Raw genomic sequence first — 14,720 nt, forward strand, 5'->3', positions numbered from 1 at the left:
TCTTAGAGATAATGTCCGGTTGTGACCGTTTCGATCTGACGCGACTCGTCCGGGCTGCCGCTGATCGTCCGAAGATGCACGATCTTTTCGCCTTTCTTCCCGGAGATCTTGGCCCAATCGTCAGGATTGGTCGTATTGGGCAGGTCTTCGTGTTCCTTGAACTCTTCCCGAATGGCGCGGATTAAGTCATCGGATCGAAGGCCCCGGCCTTCCTTCGCAATCGTCCGCTTGACGGCGAACTTCTTCGCGCGCGACACGATACCTTCGATCAGCGCCCCGCTCGCAAAATCCTTGAAGTAGAGCACTTCCTTCTCACCGTTCGCGTAGGTGACTTCGATGAACTTATTTTCTTCCGAGGACGCATACATGGCCCCGACCGTGAGATCGGCCATCTGTTCAACCAAGGCCTTGGCGTCTCCGCCATGGCGCTTCAAATCTTCCTCGGCAAACGGCAGATCGACGCTCAAGTACTTCGAGAAAATATCCTTCGCGGCCACGGCATCGGGACGCCCCACCTTGACCTTCACATCTAACCGGCCGGCGCGAAGGACAGCCGGATCGATGAGATCCTGGCGATTGCTGGCGCCGATCACGATCACATTGCGCAATCGTTCCATGCCGTCGATCTCTGAGAGAAACTGCGGGACGATCGTCGACTCGATATCGGAGGAAATCCCAGTGCCCCGCGTTCTGAACAGCGCATCCATTTCGTCGAAGAATACGATGACGGGATTCCCGTCCGCCGCCCGCTCTTTCGCTTTCTTGAAGACTTCGCGGACTTGACGCTCGGACTCGCCGACATATTTATTGAGCAACTCCGGGCCCTTCACGTGCAAGAAGTAACTCCGCACTTCTTTGCCGGTGAGATGTCCGAGCTTCTTCGCAATCGAATTGGCGACCGCTTTTGCGATCAAGGTTTTCCCGCATCCTGGCGGCCCATAGAGCAACACTCCTTTGGGCGCGCTCAACTTGTACTCTAAAAACAGGGCCGTATGAAGAAACGGCAGCTCCACCGCATCACGGACCTGTTCCAACTCATGCTGCAACCCGCCGATGTGCTCATAGTCGACATCGGGCACTTCCTCCAACACCATTTCTTCCGCCTCTGACCTCGGCAGCTTTTCGATGACATAGCCGGAGCGAGGATCGTAGAGCAGATGGTCGCCGACGCTTAATCGTTCGGCTATCAGCGGATCGCCAAGTTCGGCCACTTTCTCTTCGTCGAAATGCAACGTCACCAAGGCGCGATTGCCTTCCAGCACATCCTTGAGCCTCACGACTTCACCCTGAATATCGAAGCCCTTCACTTCAATCACGTTCAACGCTTCGTTCAGGAGCACTTCCTGCCCCTTGCGCAAGGCCGCGCCATTGATGGACGGATGCAAACTGACTTTCATCTTTCGTCCGGAGACGAAGACATTGCCGGTTCCGTCATCATTGAGACTGGAAAAAATGGCGTAGGCAGAGGGCGGCGCGGTCAATTTTTCAACCTCGGCGCGCAAGGCTTCGATCTGCGCCTTCGCTTCCTGGAGCGTGGTGACGAGTTTCTCGTTCTGTTTGGTGGCTTGGTCGAGCTGGTAGCGGGACTGGTAGAGCCGACGGATTTCTTCTTCCATCGACTGGATCTGCACGCGAAGCTTTTCCACCTCGCGGGTCTGTTCGTCGCTGCGTGAGGCCATGTCCGTTTCTCCTTCTGTCAGCCGCTTGGTGATCTGCGTGACGGAATCTCGGAGAGACCGGAATCGACTCGGACTGTCTTTCTTGCCAGCCATGGCGTTACTCGAAGAACGCGAAAACCCTTGCTGCGTCGAGAAGCCCTTATCTGCGCGGATTCTATCATCCGTTCCTGAGGTGGTCAACCGGACCGCAGCATGCGACAGCACGAGAACCGTGACTGAACGACGTCACGTCGCGCGCATGACAGCATCGAACAGCTCACTTGTCGCCGACTCCACGTCGTCTGCGCCAAGAATCGCCGTGATCACCGCCACACCGAATGCGCCGGCCTGCCGCATCTCACCTACGCGCGCCGCCGTGACTCCACCGATTCCGATAATCGGGATGCGGACCAATCGACAAACCTTCTCAAGGCTATGCAGTCCGAGCGGAGGACCGAATGCCTGCTTCGATGGGGTCTCGTAGATCGGGCCAAAGATGACGTAGTCTGCGCCCTGAGACTCTGCCTGCACCGCCTCCTCTACCCCATGGGCAGACAGACCCAGAAGGCGCTCTGTCCCCAGCAACTGCCTGGCAACGGAAACCGGCAGACTATTGCTGCGCAGGTGCACGCCGGCGCCTTCCAGCGTCAATGCGATGTCGATCCGATCGTTGATGAGGAGTTGGGATCTGTGCGCGGCCGTTACCGCTTGCACCTCACGCGCAAGCGCCAAGAGGTCTCGAACAGAAAGGTCGCGCTCGCGGAGTTGAATGGCAGGCGCTCCAACAGTGAGCGCTCGCTGCAGAAGAGGCACCAACGGCCGCCCCTTGGTCTGGTGGCGATCCGTGACGACAAGAAGGCGGCTAGAAAGTTTCGGCATCGGAGAAGTGCTGAATCCTGACTGCTGAGTCCTGGGCAGGATACTCAAAACGGCTGTCCAGCAAGGCCGCAGGCGATCGACCGTTCATTTAGGGGTGGATGGGATGATCCCAACTGCGCGCGTCCAACGAGGGTCTTCTGAGACCGCGCGTTGCGCGAGCAAAGGGATCGTCCCAGCCACCCCGCTCCCTTTTTCAGCATCCTGCTAGAGCATGCCTTCGATCGGGCTGCTGGCTGTGGCATACAGTTTTCGTGGAATACGCCCGGCCTTATACGCGAGACGTCCGGCATAGACTGCATATTTCATGGCCTCAGCCATCGCAATGGGATCTTTGGCCCCAGCAATGGCCGTGTTCATGAGTACCGCATCCGCCCCTAACTCCATCGCAAAGGCGGCATCGGACGCGGTCCCGACGCCGGCATCCACGATGATCGGCACTTTGATCATTTCCATGATGATCTTGAGGTTATAGGGATTGCGGATACCGAGTCCCGATCCAATCGGCGCCGCCAAGGGCATGACCGCTGGACAGCCCACGTCAACGAGCTTCTGGGCCACAATGGGATCGTCATTGGTATAGGGCAGCACGATAAAGCCCTCTTTGACGAGGATCTTTGCCGCTTCGATCAATCCGGCGGTATCGGGGAACAGGGTCCGCTCGTCACCGAGCACTTCCAGTTTAATCAAGTCCGACACACCGGCAGCCCTGCCTAAACGGGCATAACGCAGCGCATCTTCCACGTTGTAGCAGCCGGCGGTATTGGGAAGAATGATGTACTTCTTTGGATCGAGATAGTCGAGCAGGTTCTCTTTGGAGCGATCGGTGATGTTCACACGCCGCACCGCCACCGTGACCACATCGGCGCCCGACGCTTCGATGGCTTTCTTGGTTTCTGCAAAGTCCTTATACTTGCCTGTCCCCACCCACAGCCGAGACGTAAACACACGACCGGCAATGGTCAACGGATCATTCTGCATGGACGAAACCCCTTCCTCTGCCGTACACATCCAATGGCGCACCGCCGCCGATGAAGCTCAAGATCTCCACTCGATCCCCTTGTTTCAGACTTCGCTGGTCGAACTCTTTGCGATCGAGAATTTCTAAATTTAATTCCACCGCCACACGCTCGGTCTTAATGGCAAGCTCACGCAGGAGATCCCCCACGGTAGCATCTGCCCGAACGTCCCGTGGATCGCCGTTCACATGAATCTGAATCGCCTCTGCCATCGTCACTCATCCTAGGGGAGCAGAATTCAGAATGTCAATAAATCTGCGGGGCCGAGGGGACTCTCCCCTTGCCCCCTATCCCTGATCACGTCAGAATAGCGCCAGCTCAACTATGGTCACATCGCCACAACATAACCAGCAGGTTGCCGGCATTTTTCGGTCGATCGCTGAACGCTTAGGCGCTCAGCGGGCGAACCCCTATCGGGTCAGAGCCTACCGAAGGGCAGCGGATGCCATCGAAGCCTTGGAAGAGGACATCGCAGAGGTCGCGGCACGGCAGGGATTGGAAGACATTGATGGAATCGGCCGAGATCTGGCCGACAAGATTGAGGAATTTCTCAGAACGGGAGCAATCCAGGCCTATGAAGCCTTGCGAACGCCACTCCCAGAGTCGGTGAAGGCCTGGGCTCACTTCCCGGGACTATCCGAATCGCTCGTGGCCTACCTCTATACCCGCCTCTGCATTACCACATTGGCCGACCTCGAACGGCTGGTACGGTCGCACATGCTGCGCACCGTACCAGGGTTCTCAGGATCGGAAGAACGGCTGCTTGACGCAATCACCGCTTCGCAACAGCCCCCCATTTAAGACGCGCGAGGAAGCTCCTTAAAGATCTTCCAGGTCTTCAACATTTCCACCGCCTTTTGCAGTTGGACGTCCTGCTCGAGCGAAGGATCGCCAGAGGCATCGACGGAAGAAGGCTGTGGCACGGTGCCGTTCTTCGATTGGCCCTCTTCAGGCGCTTTACCATTCTGAGCCGGCTGATCTTTCCCCGGCACAACCGCAGGCTTGGCCTGCTTCGGCTCCACTTCTTTTTCCCCAGCCTTTGTCTCACCTGCCTTCGCCACCGTGGTCGGGAGCTGCGCCTTGACAACAATGTCAGGCGTGATGCCGGTCGATTGGATCGAGCGCCCTTTTGGCGTGTAGTACTTCGCCGTCGTGAGGCGGAGACCGGAGCCATCCCCCAGCGGGAGAATCGTTTGCACCGACCCTTTGCCGAACGAGGTCGTCCCGACAATCACCGCCCGCCCGTAGTCTTGTAATGCACCGGCTACGATCTCGGATGCACTCGCCGATCCTTCATTGATGAGAATGATCATGGGCGAATCGTCCATCTGATCCTTCCCCTTGGCAATCCATTCATCCTTCTTGCTCTCGCGTCCTTTGGTATAGACCACGAGTTTTCCGGCAGGGAGAAACTGCTCGGAGACCTCCACGGAGGCCGTCAACAATCCTCCTGGATTATTGCGGAGATCCAGGATGGTCGACTGGAGCTTCTGCTCCCTGAACTGCTTGAGCACCTTACTCAAATCCCGCCCTGTCGACTCCTGGAATTGCGTCAGCCGAACGTAGCCGATATTGTCCAACACCTTCGACTTCACGCTCTCGATCTTAATGGTGTCGCGAACCAGCGTAAATTGGAGCGGATCGGGAGTCCCGTCGCGCTGAATCGTCAAGTTGACCTTCGAGCCCTTGGGGCCGCGCATCTTCTGAACCGCATCCATCAGCGTGAGGTCTTTGGTCGTTTCGTCGTTCACCTTGGTAATGAAATCGCCTGGCTTGATCCCCGCCCGGTAGGCCGGCGTCCCCTCGATGGGCGCGATCACCGCCAACCGGTTCTCCTTCACGCCGATCTGGATACCCACGCCCCCGAACTCACCCTTCGTTTCAACCTGCATTTCTTTATACATATCCGGCGTCATATAGGCCGAATGCGGATCGAGGGTGGAAAGCATCCCACGAATGGCTCCCTGAACGAGATCCTTCACCTTCGTTTCATCGACATAACTCTTCTGAACTTGGGTCAACACCTCGGAAAACGTTTTCAACTCTTCGTAGGTTTCCGTGGCATGCCCGGTCCGTTCCCAACCCTTGCCGAGCATCACGCCCAGCACCAGCGCCACCACCACCGTCGGGCCTACCATCCAGAATCGTCGTCGGGGATACTGTTCCATCATATAACGTCCTTTCCTCTTCCCGTTCCCTATCGCCTTGCTAACCATTGAAGGGGGTCCAACGGCTCCGCCCCCTCGCGCAACTCAAAGTATAGAGTATTTTCACCCGTCATGCCCGTATCGCCTGTTTCACCGATCGCGTGTCCGGCTTCGACCTGTGCGCCCACCGTCACAAGAATTTTCGAGGCATGAGCATAGAGCGAAAAGAAGCCATTCGCATGATCGAGGATTATAACGAGCCCGTACCCTTTCAACCAGTCCGCATAGACGACGGCCCCCGGCATCACCGCATGGATATCGCTCCCCTCGACCGTCTTAATTTCAATCCCTCTGCGTTGCACATAGGTATTGAAGGTCGGATGTTTCTGACGACCGAAGAAAGAGATCACGCTCCCATCAGCCGGCCAGGGCAAGGCGCCCTTCGCTCCCCGAGGGGCCATCCCCCCGGTCGGAGGCCGAACGGCTGTCGCCCGACGGCGCGTCTCCAACTCATGCAACAGACTGTCGATACGCGAGGCGGACCGCTCCAGTTCTTGAAGGGCATGTTCGTACGACTCTTTTTGCTGGGTAATCTTGGTGAGATAGATCTTTTTTTCTCGTTTGACCGACTTCATTTCGGAGAGCTGCTTCTCGGTACTCTGTTTGTATGAGAGCATCCCGACTCGTGCCTCTTCCCGCTGTCGCTCCGCCTGTTCCATACGGGTCATATCGGTCCGAAAGGTGCCCATGAGCGCATAGTCCCGTTCAGACACAGCCGAAAGATACTGAAGCCTCCGCTGAAAGTTTCCATACGAATCCGAGGCCAGCAAGGTCTTCCAATACCCGAAGCGGCCTTCCATATATTGGACCCTCAATCGCGCCAAGATCGCATCCTGCCGTTCGCGCACACTACCCCTTAGCCCGGACAACTGCTCATTCAAGACCTCGATCTCCTGATCCTTTTTTTTCAACTTCCGGCTAACCTCTTGATGCGCCTGCCGGTAATACAACACACGTTCGTCGAGCGTCTGAATCCCCTGCAAGAGCGACTCCCGTTTTCTGCCCGCTTCATCGGCCTGTTTGCGTTTTTCTTCAATCCGATCTTTGAGCTGTTCGAGCGCCTTGCGTTCTTTCTCAATCTTGTCGACGATCGGATCGGCCATCGCAACCGCTAGGCAGAAAAGACTCAGCAACCCCCAGATTATGACTCCGACCCTGAGTCCAATCCAGCAGCTCATGCCTTACCCTCGCCAAAACGCCTGATCGATACGAAACTGCCGGCAAACCCGAGCCCCATCCCTACCGCAATGAGGGCGAGACAAACTGACGGGGGAAAGAATGCCATGAGGCTGTCGAGTCCGGCAAATCGACCCGTCGTCCGCATTTGCTGCCGAAACAATTCGTACATGAACTTGAGCATAACCAGTGAGAGCGCGCTGCCCAAGGCCCCGAGCACGGCGCCCTCCACCAGATAGGGAATACGGATAAAACTGGTCGTGGCCCCGATGAGACGCAAAATGGCGATCTCATCCCGTCGGGCAAATAGGGTCAGGCGAATGGTATTGGCGATAATGGTCACGGCAGCTGCCGAAAGGATCACGCCGATGCCGATCGCAACTAACTCAATCGATCGAATCACCGTTGCGAGGGCATCGATCCAATCTTGATTGTAATCGACTTTGGACACGCCGGCGATCTGCCTCACCCGTTCGGCCCATCGCTTCACCGCATCCGGCGAACGGAACGACGGACTGAGCGCCACGACATAGGAGGCCGGCAAGGGATTTTGACCCAAGCCCTCAAGTAAGTGAGACTCCGAAGGAAACTGCGCCTTGAACTCTCCCAGCGCCTGCTCTTTCGAGATAAACAACAGGGATGCGACGGCACGATCGCTCCGCAAATGCTGCTCCACCTCCGCGACCGAATCGGACGCAAGCCGGTCATCGAGATAGACCATGATCTTGATGTCGTCCTGAAGCCATCCGGCTGCCGCCCGCAAATTGACATAGAGCAGTAAAAAGATGCCGACACAGGCCAGCGTAAAGGCCGTGGTCAAAATGGCGACCATCGTCGTCATCCGGTTGGTCCTCATATTGACCCAGGATTCTCTCAGGAGATAGGCCAGCGTCCTCATGCCAAGCCTCTCTGTTCCGGCAACAGGCGGCCCTGCGACAAGGTGAGCACCCGCCGATTCACCTGCGCCATCACGAGCGGATCGTGTGTCGCCACGACGACCGTCGTACCCCGCGCGTTAATGAGCTTAAACAGTTCGATGATCTCAGCCGTCAACACCGGGTCTAAATTGCCGGTCGGCTCGTCGGCCAATAAGACGACCGGACCATTGACGATCGCGCGCGCGATGCAGACCCGTTGCTGCTCCCCCGTCGAGAGGCCGGCCGGAAGCTGATCGCGCTTGTGCTCGACGCCGACTGCCCGTAAGGCCTCCGTCACTTTCCGACGGATGTCGGCAGAAGACACGCCTTGTACGAGCAACGGGAGCGAGACATTGTCGAACACAGACTTCTTCGGCAACAGCCGAAAGTCCTGAAACACCGTTCCGACCTTGCGGCGCAGATAGGGAATGTCGGATGGCTTCAGCGCCGTCACATTTTTCTGATGGACGAAGATCTGCCCCTCATCGGGCCGATCGGCCCCGATCAGCATCCGCAACAGCGTCGACTTGCCCGCGCCGCTCGGTCCCATGAGGAGCACAAACTCCCCTTTGCCGATCTCAAGCGTCACGTCCGACAGCGCCGACCGCTGATCGTACTGTTTCGAGACATGAATCAATTGAATCATTGTGTTCTTACCATCGAAGATCGTCCCCGGGGACGTCGAACGCATTCTGAATATGCTCGATCTGCGAAGCCTCGGCGTTCGTGCCTTGCAACAAAACTACATCGAATCGGCAGGATCGATCCTTGAGATGGTGCCGGGCCAAATACTGCGCGGCCAACTGGATCAACTTCTCTTGTTTCCGCTGATGCACGGCATGGATCGCGCCGCCAAATGCATCGGTGCGACGCGCCTTCACCTCGACAAAGACCAGCACCTGACCGTCTTCAGCTACGAGGTCCAACTCTCCCACCGACGAACGCACATTGCGCGCCAGAATCCGATACCCCTTGTCGCGCAAGTACTGCTCTGCCGCCGACTCTCCTTCTTGCCCGAAGAGCCTTCGTGGGTCAAGGATGGTCACGAAATCGCCTGTGGAGATTCGCCATGGCCGCTCAGGAGCCGAGCAACCGGAGCGAACGTGCGCCGATGGATGGCGCAGGGGCCATGTTGCGCGAGCCGCTGTAAATGCTCTTCTGTCCCATAGCCCTTGTGGGACAGGAAATTATACTGGGGATAGGTCTGATGATGCGCCTCCATCAAACGGTCGCGCGTGACTTTCGCCACGATGGACGCGGCGGCAATCGAGATCGACAACGTATCGCCCTTAATGATCGAGCGTGAGGGAATGGCGAGATTCGATAAGGTGACGGCGTCGATCAAGAGGCAGTCCGCCGGAGATGTCAGCGACTCCACTGCACGGCACATGGCGAGACGAGTCGCTTCTAAGATATTGAGGCGGTCGATCTCCTGCTCCGTCGCGATCCCCACACCAATACCGCGAGCCCGTCCGACAATGACCTCGTAGAGCCGCTCGCGATCAGACGCAGAGACTTGTTTGGAATCGTTGACGCCGACCAAGCGGCAACGAGAGGGCAGGATCACCGCCGCCGCGACGACAGGGCCCGCAAGAGGGCCCCGTCCGGCTTCATCCAGACCGGCGATGCGGCGATAGCCGCGCCGCCGGGCTTCCAATTCAAATTCGTCGGTAGGTCCCACGATGTGGCCCCGCGATGCGTCCGTTGAAAGGGCACCCGACATTCGTGGTCGATAGAACCAGGGAATGAGACTAGGCCTTCGGAGCCACAGCGGCCGTGGCCGGCTCTTCAGTCTTACGAGCGACCCCGGGCTTCGCCTTCGCACTCGCGACGAACTCCCGATCTTCAACCTTGGCAAACTTGCCCTTCTTCCCACGAAGATAATACAGCTTGGCCCGGCGCACCTTACCCTGGCGCATGACCTCGACGCGCGTCACGATCGGCGAATGGATCGGGAAAATACGTTCCACACCGACGCCATAGGAAACTTTGCGTACTGTGAAGGTCTCCGTGTTCAGTAACCCTTTACGGGCGATCACGGCTCCCTCGAACACCTGAATACGCTCTTTTTCTCCTTCGACGACTTTCACATGCACGCGGACAGTATCGCCAATTTCAAAGCTAGGCGCCGATGGCTTTACGAACGACTGTTGTATCCGCTCTAACCGATTCATGAGACTACCCCTTCCTCCCCACATCGAACAGGCGTGCCAACCACGCCCTCACGAGTAAGTTCGTCTAGCAATTGTTGATCTTCGAGACTCAAGACCCGATCTTGCAACAGATCCGGCCGTCTCTGATACGTGCTTCGCAGGGATTCCTTCCGACGCCACAGACGAATGGCCTCGTGATGCCCTGAAAGCAACACCTCTGGCACGGGTATCCCTCGAACGTCCGCCGGTCTGGTGTAGTGCGGATATTCGAGCAATGCATCCGTAAACGACTCTTCCTCAATCGACTCCGGATCACCCAACACACCGGGGACCAACCGGGCTGCAGCATCGATGAGCACCAGCGCCGGCAACTCGCCTCCAGTCAACACATAATCCCCGACTGAAATCTCTTCCGGGTGCAAGGCGAGACGCACCCGCTCATCGACCCCTTCGTAGTGGCCACAGAGAATGACTAGCCGACGGGTGTCGGCCGCCAGGTTTTTTGCATAGGCCTGCGTGAATGGCCGACCATGTGGAGACGGAAACAACAACCGAATCTGTTCCCCGGCCAGCGCATAGTCGGCCTGAATCTGTTCCACTGCGCGCAAAATCGGTTCGGCCTTCATCACCATCCCGGCCCCTCCGCCGTAGGGGACATCGTCCGCCACCCGATGGCGATCGAGCGTATAGTCGCGCAAGTTACGCACCGTGACATGCAACAGACCTTTTTCCTGTGCTCGCTTCAGAATACTCTGGCTCAACACCGGCGCCACCATGTCGGGGAATAGGGTCAGAATGTCACACCGCATGGCGATCCTCAAGCAAGCCGTCAATCCCGCGAACCATCATCTTGCGCTGCACGAGATCCACCGAAGTCACAAAGCTCTTCGCAGCCGGAATGAGGACTTCCTCCGTCCCCTTGCGAACGACGAAGACGTGATTGTCCGGTATCTCCAAAATTGTCTCTACCACTCCAATCTCGTCGCCCCGCTCGTTCTCAACCGTCATCCCGATGAGGTCGCATTCAAAATACACGTCCGCCGCCAACGTCGCTGCCGAACAACGCGGCACTTGGATCAATCCCCCGCGTAACGCGACGGCACCTTCCGGCGTCGTCACCCCCACAAGACTCATGATATAGGTCGAGCCGGCACGCCGAACATGAGCCACCGTCTTCTCAACGACCTGCCCAGTCAGCTCCAAAACCTGCACCTGCTTGAGTTGCTCCAGCCGGCCAGGCACATCGCTCAACGATCGTACCTTGAACTCGCCGCGCACACCAAAGTGGCGCTCGATCCTGCCGATCGTGATCAGATCTGCCTGAGCCGTGGTCACAGACTAAGCGACCTTCTTCTTCGCGGCTTTCTCTGCCGCTTTCTCTGCCTCAAACGTCTTCCAAACGCCAGCACGGCGGAGAAGCGTCTTGACCGTGACGGTCGGCTGAGCTCCCTGGCGCAACCAGCTCAAGACCCGATCCTGCTTCAGCTCCGGCAGACCCGCCTCTTTCAAGGGATCGAAAATCCCAAGAATTTCCAGGAATCGCCCGTCGCGCGGCTTCCGTGAATCCGCTGCCACTACGCGGTAGAGCGGTCGCTTATGTCGTCCTGTCCTCGTCAATCTCAAATGAACAGCCACTAGAATCCTCCTTCTGTACAACACACTGTGATGATTGTGATCGCCCCTTACATCGAGCGCAGAAGTTGCGCCAACTGCCGGCGCCCTCCCGACCCTGCCATAACCTTGGCGATTTTCCTCGCCGAGAGAAACTGCTTAATCAACCGATTCACCTCTTCCACCTTCGTCCCGCTTCCACGCGCAATCCGCTTTTTTCTGCTGCCATTGATCAATGTATGATCGCGGCGTTCACGAGTTGTCATCGAGTCGATCATGGCCGTGACTCGCTTCATCTCCCGCTCGGGCATCTGCCCTTCCATCGCCCCCTTGAGCTTCTGACCGCCCGGCAGCATGCCTAAAATCTGGTCGAGCGAGCCCATGCGACTGACCTGCCCCAGCTGAGCACGAAAACTCTCCAGCGTGAACGTCTGGCTGCTCAGCAGCTTCTGCGCATCCTCCGCCTGCTCGAGCGTAAAGGTCTCCTGCGCCTTTTCGATCAGCGAGAGGACATCGCCCATGCCGAGGATGCGCGAGGCCATCCGATCGGGATGAAACAACTCCAATGCGTCCAGCTTCTCGCCCACACCCAAAAACTTGATCGGCTTGCCGGTCACCGCCCGGATCGACAACACCGCCCCGCCACGGGCATCGCCTTCAACCTTCGTCAGAATGACGCCCGTCAGCCCGATCCGTTGATCGAACTGGCTCGCCATCGTGACGGCATCTTGGCCGGTCATCGCATCAGCGACTAAGAGCACTTCGTGCGGCTGCACGGCTGCTCTCACCGCCACCAGCTCCCCCATCAACTCATCGTCGATGTGGAGACGCCCGCCGGTATCCAGCAGGACGAGGTCGTATCCCTGCACCCGGCCCCGCTCCACGCCAGCCTGGCAAATGCGAACGACATCTGTGTGGGCCGCCTGAGCCGGATCCGCCCGATGCACGTCGATCTCGAGGTCACGCCCCAGACTCGCTAACTGATCGCCGGCTGCCGGGCGACGAGGATCCGCCGCGACCAGAAGAACCCGTTTCCCCTGAGCCTTGACGTACCGCCCGAGCTTGCCGCACGTCGTCGTTTTTCCGGCGCCTTGAAGCCCGACCATCATCACGACGGTGGGGGGATTCGAGGCCAGAGCCAAACCGGCTCGTTCCCCGCCCATCATCTCTCGCAGCTCGTCCCACACGACCTTGACCACTTGATGCCCGGGGGTCAAACTCTGAAGAACTTCCTGCCCAACAGCCTTTACTCGAACCCGCTCGATGAAGTCCTTGACGATCTTGAAGTTGACATCGGCTTCGAGCAGCGCGAGGCGAACTTCCTTCAAGGCTTCCGCGATGTTCTGTTCGGTGAGGACCCCAGAACCGCGTAGTTTCTTAAAGATCTTTTCGAATTTTTCGCTGAGCGCGTCCAGCATAACGTCACAAAGAAAAAGGCAATCGAAGCCTTAACCCCAAATCTCCGATCACCTCGAAAATTCTAGCAAAAGAGCATCGGGGAGTCTAAATGACCTGACAGGATGAAGTCAAGGGAGCGGAAGGCGGGGTAGTGGGTCAGTTTGAATTGCCATGATCTTGCCTGTGCTTAAGCGGTCAGGTATGATTGGGGCATGAAAAAGAAGAAGCCTTCCACTGATGTAAACGTCACGGCCTTTGAGATCCTTCAGGCTGTGACTGGTAAACCAGAAGAGAAGCCCTCCAAGAAGAAGAACCAGCCAGAGAAGAACCCTGCCGCCGTAGCCCTGGGCCGTCTAGGAGGGCTGAAGGGCGGGAAAGCCAGGGCTGAAAAGCTGACCGCTAAGGAACGAACACAGATTGCCAAGAAGGCTGCTAATGCTCGATGGAAATAATCCTCCGTTTGGATGATTGTTTCCTGGCTCTACTCAGTAGGAGTAATTTTTCCGTACTTGTTTTCGTGCTCCTTCACCTTTTTTTCGAACAATAAAGCTACTTCTTTGGCGTGACGGGGAGAGAAGTAGAGGGTAGCTCTATGTTTAACTAGAATCTCCTCCGCACTAGCTTCTAAGATTTCACCTATCCTAATGCGAAAGTCTGAGCCGGATGTGGCAATTTCTACGGTATTTGAATAATAGGTCGGCACATTCGGGTCTGATAGTAGTTTTCTGACACGAGCCTTAGGTTGCAAGGTCTTTTCTTCTGCTTTTTTCTTCTTATTCATTTTCATGCTCCCCAATGATCTCAGACGCTGTACTCGTGTGGCTGTTGTTCTGTTGTGGAAAGACAGACGTTCTCTTGAGATTTGGCAAGATCGACCAAGGCATATTCATCATGCCGCTCTTCTGTCGTAAATAATGTATCGCCGGTTACGAATTTATCGAGAATCGATTCTTCTTGCTGTCCATATTGGGCAATAGCATTCTCAACTGGCTCAAATTGAATGTGTAGTCTCGCCTGTAACGCCTCCGCAATACCGAGGAGAGTTTGGTAGTTCCAACTGGCATAATCGGCCTTTTCGAGCCTAGAGATTGCCGACTGTCCAGTATCTACGGCATCTGCCAAATCACTTTGGCGCATATTCCTCATTTTGCGCAGCTTAATGATTTGTGCGGCTATTTCATTGCGAGACAATGCACGGAAGAAACTCTTCCGAAACTCATGGTCCTCCTTAAGGCGCTTCCCGATATTAAGATTAATGGGTTGTTCTGTTGCCATGATGATAACTGCCTCTTTTCTTCCTGTTCCCTTTGTCTTGATCCTCAAGTTCCTTACGGCGTTTCTTTGCCAGCGCTATTTCTTCATCAGGAGTCTTGCGAGTTTTTTTGACGAATGTATTGGTAATTACCGCCTTAGGACTTCCGTCTTTCATGACCCCGAAAAAATATAATAGCCTAGCCTGAATTTCGTCGGTATGAGGGAGTAATTCGAATATGCCATCACGTAACGGCTTAGAATATGGCTGTCGCAGCATATTGCCGTGCTCGCCGAGCTTCTGAAGATAGACGTGGGTCTCAGCCTCTAGAGCCGCGTCACTTCTGACCCACTCCAAGAAATCAGCAAGAACAGCCCCATATTGCCGTATCGTCCAATGCTTATTCATATCACATCAATGGTATGTTGTCCATTGCCAACAATATCACGTATT

20 protein-coding genes are annotated in these 14,720 nt (G+C 56.5%); 2 read left to right on the forward strand and 18 right to left on the reverse strand.

What is annotated here, in order from left to right; all coding sequences use genetic code 11:
• Positions 1-2 precede the first annotated feature (2 nt).
• From arc to thiS, 4 genes are all read right to left on the reverse strand, one after another.
• Positions 3-1,679, reverse strand: a complete 1,677-nt coding sequence (gene arc, locus Q7U76_18405; protein MDO8358355.1) for a proteasome ATPase — start codon at positions 1,677-1,679, stop codon at positions 3-5.
• A 225-nt stretch (positions 1,680-1,904) separates the two neighbouring features.
• Positions 1,905-2,537, reverse strand: coding sequence for a thiamine phosphate synthase (gene thiE, locus Q7U76_18410; GenBank protein ID MDO8358356.1), 633 nt, complete (start codon positions 2,535-2,537; stop codon positions 1,905-1,907).
• A 204-nt stretch (positions 2,538-2,741) separates the two neighbouring features.
• The gene (locus Q7U76_18415) at positions 2,742-3,515 is read right to left on the reverse strand and encodes a thiazole synthase (protein MDO8358357.1); all 774 of its coding nucleotides are present in this window, start codon (positions 3,513-3,515) and stop codon (positions 2,742-2,744) included.
• Entirely contained in the window at positions 3,505-3,765 is a 261-nt protein-coding gene (gene thiS / locus Q7U76_18420; GenBank protein MDO8358358.1) for a sulfur carrier protein ThiS, read from the reverse strand. The genes Q7U76_18415 and thiS overlap by 11 nt, the downstream gene beginning before the upstream one ends.
• 112 nt (positions 3,766-3,877) lie before the next feature.
• On the opposite strand from thiS, the gene Q7U76_18425 reads away from it, so the two are divergent.
• Entirely contained in the window at positions 3,878-4,354 is a 477-nt protein-coding gene (locus Q7U76_18425; GenBank protein MDO8358359.1) for a histidinol-phosphatase, read from the forward strand.
• Here Q7U76_18425 and Q7U76_18430 read toward each other — a convergent pair.
• The 11 genes from Q7U76_18430 to ffh form a co-directional block, all read right to left on the reverse strand.
• A complete protein-coding gene (locus tag Q7U76_18430; GenBank protein ID MDO8358360.1) occupies positions 4,351-5,724 on the reverse strand; it encodes a S41 family peptidase in 1,374 nt (457 codons plus the stop codon). The genes Q7U76_18425 and Q7U76_18430 overlap by 4 nt on opposite strands.
• A gap of 26 nt (positions 5,725-5,750) precedes the next feature.
• Complete coding sequence (locus Q7U76_18435; GenBank protein ID MDO8358361.1) at positions 5,751-6,938, reverse strand: peptidoglycan DD-metalloendopeptidase family protein; 1,188 nt, start codon at positions 6,936-6,938, stop codon at positions 5,751-5,753.
• On the reverse strand, positions 6,935-7,834 hold the full coding sequence (gene ftsX, locus Q7U76_18440) for a permease-like cell division protein FtsX (GenBank protein MDO8358362.1): 900 nt from the start codon (positions 7,832-7,834) through the stop codon (positions 6,935-6,937). The genes Q7U76_18435 and ftsX overlap by 4 nt, the downstream gene beginning before the upstream one ends.
• Entirely contained in the window at positions 7,831-8,499 is a 669-nt protein-coding gene (gene ftsE / locus Q7U76_18445; GenBank protein ID MDO8358363.1) for a cell division ATP-binding protein FtsE, read from the reverse strand. Before ftsE ends, ftsX begins: the two co-directional genes overlap by 4 nt.
• A gap of 7 nt (positions 8,500-8,506) precedes the next feature.
• Complete coding sequence (locus Q7U76_18450) at positions 8,507-8,899, reverse strand: YraN family protein (GenBank protein MDO8358364.1); 393 nt, start codon at positions 8,897-8,899, stop codon at positions 8,507-8,509.
• Positions 8,896-9,534, reverse strand: a complete 639-nt coding sequence (locus Q7U76_18455) for a ribonuclease HII (GenBank protein MDO8358365.1) — start codon at positions 9,532-9,534, stop codon at positions 8,896-8,898. The genes Q7U76_18450 and Q7U76_18455 overlap by 4 nt, the downstream gene beginning before the upstream one ends.
• 70 nt (positions 9,535-9,604) lie before the next feature.
• Positions 9,605-10,027 (reverse strand): 50S ribosomal protein L19, encoded by a 423-nt coding sequence (gene rplS, locus Q7U76_18460; protein ID MDO8358366.1) that lies wholly within the window; start codon positions 10,025-10,027, stop codon positions 9,605-9,607.
• Complete coding sequence (gene trmD / locus Q7U76_18465) at positions 10,024-10,815, reverse strand: tRNA (guanosine(37)-N1)-methyltransferase TrmD (protein ID MDO8358367.1); 792 nt, start codon at positions 10,813-10,815, stop codon at positions 10,024-10,026. Before trmD ends, rplS begins: the two co-directional genes overlap by 4 nt.
• Positions 10,805-11,341 carry a ribosome maturation factor RimM gene (rimM, locus tag Q7U76_18470; protein MDO8358368.1) on the reverse strand — a complete coding sequence of 179 codons (537 nt, stop codon included), beginning with the start codon at positions 11,339-11,341 and terminating at the stop codon, positions 10,805-10,807. Before rimM ends, trmD begins: the two co-directional genes overlap by 11 nt.
• Positions 11,342-11,344: 3 nt before the next feature.
• Positions 11,345-11,641, reverse strand: a complete 297-nt coding sequence (gene rpsP / locus Q7U76_18475) for a 30S ribosomal protein S16 (protein MDO8358369.1) — start codon at positions 11,639-11,641, stop codon at positions 11,345-11,347.
• A gap of 47 nt (positions 11,642-11,688) precedes the next feature.
• Positions 11,689-13,035, reverse strand: a complete 1,347-nt coding sequence (gene ffh / locus Q7U76_18480; GenBank protein MDO8358370.1) for a signal recognition particle protein — start codon at positions 13,033-13,035, stop codon at positions 11,689-11,691.
• 192 nt (positions 13,036-13,227) lie between these two features.
• Between ffh and Q7U76_18485 the strand changes: the two genes are divergently transcribed.
• Positions 13,228-13,467, forward strand: coding sequence for a hypothetical protein (locus Q7U76_18485; protein ID MDO8358371.1), 240 nt, complete (start codon positions 13,228-13,230; stop codon positions 13,465-13,467).
• Between the two features lie 29 nt (positions 13,468-13,496).
• On the opposite strand, the gene Q7U76_18490 is transcribed toward Q7U76_18485, so the two are convergent.
• Genes Q7U76_18490 through Q7U76_18500 form a run of 3 tightly spaced genes read right to left on the reverse strand, consistent with a single transcriptional unit; the run spans position 13,497 to position 14,675 of the window.
• Complete coding sequence (locus Q7U76_18490; GenBank protein ID MDO8358372.1) at positions 13,497-13,802, reverse strand: DUF3467 domain-containing protein; 306 nt, start codon at positions 13,800-13,802, stop codon at positions 13,497-13,499.
• A gap of 14 nt (positions 13,803-13,816) precedes the next feature.
• Positions 13,817-14,290 carry a helix-turn-helix domain-containing protein gene (locus Q7U76_18495; protein MDO8358373.1) on the reverse strand — a complete coding sequence of 158 codons (474 nt, stop codon included), beginning with the start codon at positions 14,288-14,290 and terminating at the stop codon, positions 13,817-13,819.
• Positions 14,268-14,675 carry a type II toxin-antitoxin system RelE/ParE family toxin gene (locus tag Q7U76_18500; GenBank protein ID MDO8358374.1) on the reverse strand — a complete coding sequence of 136 codons (408 nt, stop codon included), beginning with the start codon at positions 14,673-14,675 and terminating at the stop codon, positions 14,268-14,270. The genes Q7U76_18495 and Q7U76_18500 overlap by 23 nt, the downstream gene beginning before the upstream one ends.
• Between the last annotated feature and the right edge of the window lie 45 nt (positions 14,676-14,720).

The organism is Nitrospirota bacterium (assembly GCA_030645475.1).
In the GTDB taxonomy this organism is placed as follows: Bacteria; Nitrospirota; Nitrospiria; order Nitrospirales; family Nitrospiraceae; genus Palsa-1315.

What these genes read in the sequence shown, in the direction of transcription:
- Q7U76_18485 (MDO8358371.1), top strand. Translation starts at nt 13,228, where the DNA reads ATGAAAAAGAAGAAGCCTTCCACTGATGTAAACGTCACGGCCTTTGAG.
- Q7U76_18490 (MDO8358372.1), bottom strand. Translation starts at nt 13,802, where the DNA reads ATGAAAATGAATAAGAAGAAAAAAGCAGAAGAAAAGACCTTGCAACCT.
- thiE (MDO8358356.1), bottom strand. Translation starts at nt 2,537, where the DNA reads ATGCCGAAACTTTCTAGCCGCCTTCTTGTCGTCACGGATCGCCACCAG.
- Q7U76_18500 (MDO8358374.1), bottom strand. Translation starts at nt 14,675, where the DNA reads ATGAATAAGCATTGGACGATACGGCAATATGGGGCTGTTCTTGCTGAT.
- ftsE (MDO8358363.1), bottom strand. Translation starts at nt 8,499, where the DNA reads ATGATTCAATTGATTCATGTCTCGAAACAGTACGATCAGCGGTCGGCG.
- rplS (MDO8358366.1), bottom strand. Translation starts at nt 10,027, where the DNA reads ATGAATCGGTTAGAGCGGATACAACAGTCGTTCGTAAAGCCATCGGCG.
- thiS (MDO8358358.1), bottom strand. Translation starts at nt 3,765, where the DNA reads ATGGCAGAGGCGATTCAGATTCATGTGAACGGCGATCCACGGGACGTT.
- Q7U76_18435 (MDO8358361.1), bottom strand. Translation starts at nt 6,938, where the DNA reads ATGAGCTGCTGGATTGGACTCAGGGTCGGAGTCATAATCTGGGGGTTG.
- trmD (MDO8358367.1), bottom strand. Translation starts at nt 10,815, where the DNA reads ATGCGGTGTGACATTCTGACCCTATTCCCCGACATGGTGGCGCCGGTG.
- ftsX (MDO8358362.1), bottom strand. Translation starts at nt 7,834, where the DNA reads ATGAGGACGCTGGCCTATCTCCTGAGAGAATCCTGGGTCAATATGAGG.
- Q7U76_18415 (MDO8358357.1), bottom strand. Translation starts at nt 3,515, where the DNA reads ATGCAGAATGATCCGTTGACCATTGCCGGTCGTGTGTTTACGTCTCGG.
- Q7U76_18425 (MDO8358359.1), top strand. Translation starts at nt 3,878, where the DNA reads ATGGTCACATCGCCACAACATAACCAGCAGGTTGCCGGCATTTTTCGG.
- ffh (MDO8358370.1), bottom strand. Translation starts at nt 13,035, where the DNA reads ATGCTGGACGCGCTCAGCGAAAAATTCGAAAAGATCTTTAAGAAACTA.
- Q7U76_18495 (MDO8358373.1), bottom strand. Translation starts at nt 14,290, where the DNA reads ATGGCAACAGAACAACCCATTAATCTTAATATCGGGAAGCGCCTTAAG.
- Q7U76_18430 (MDO8358360.1), bottom strand. Translation starts at nt 5,724, where the DNA reads ATGATGGAACAGTATCCCCGACGACGATTCTGGATGGTAGGCCCGACG.
- arc (MDO8358355.1), bottom strand. Translation starts at nt 1,679, where the DNA reads ATGGCCTCACGCAGCGACGAACAGACCCGCGAGGTGGAAAAGCTTCGC.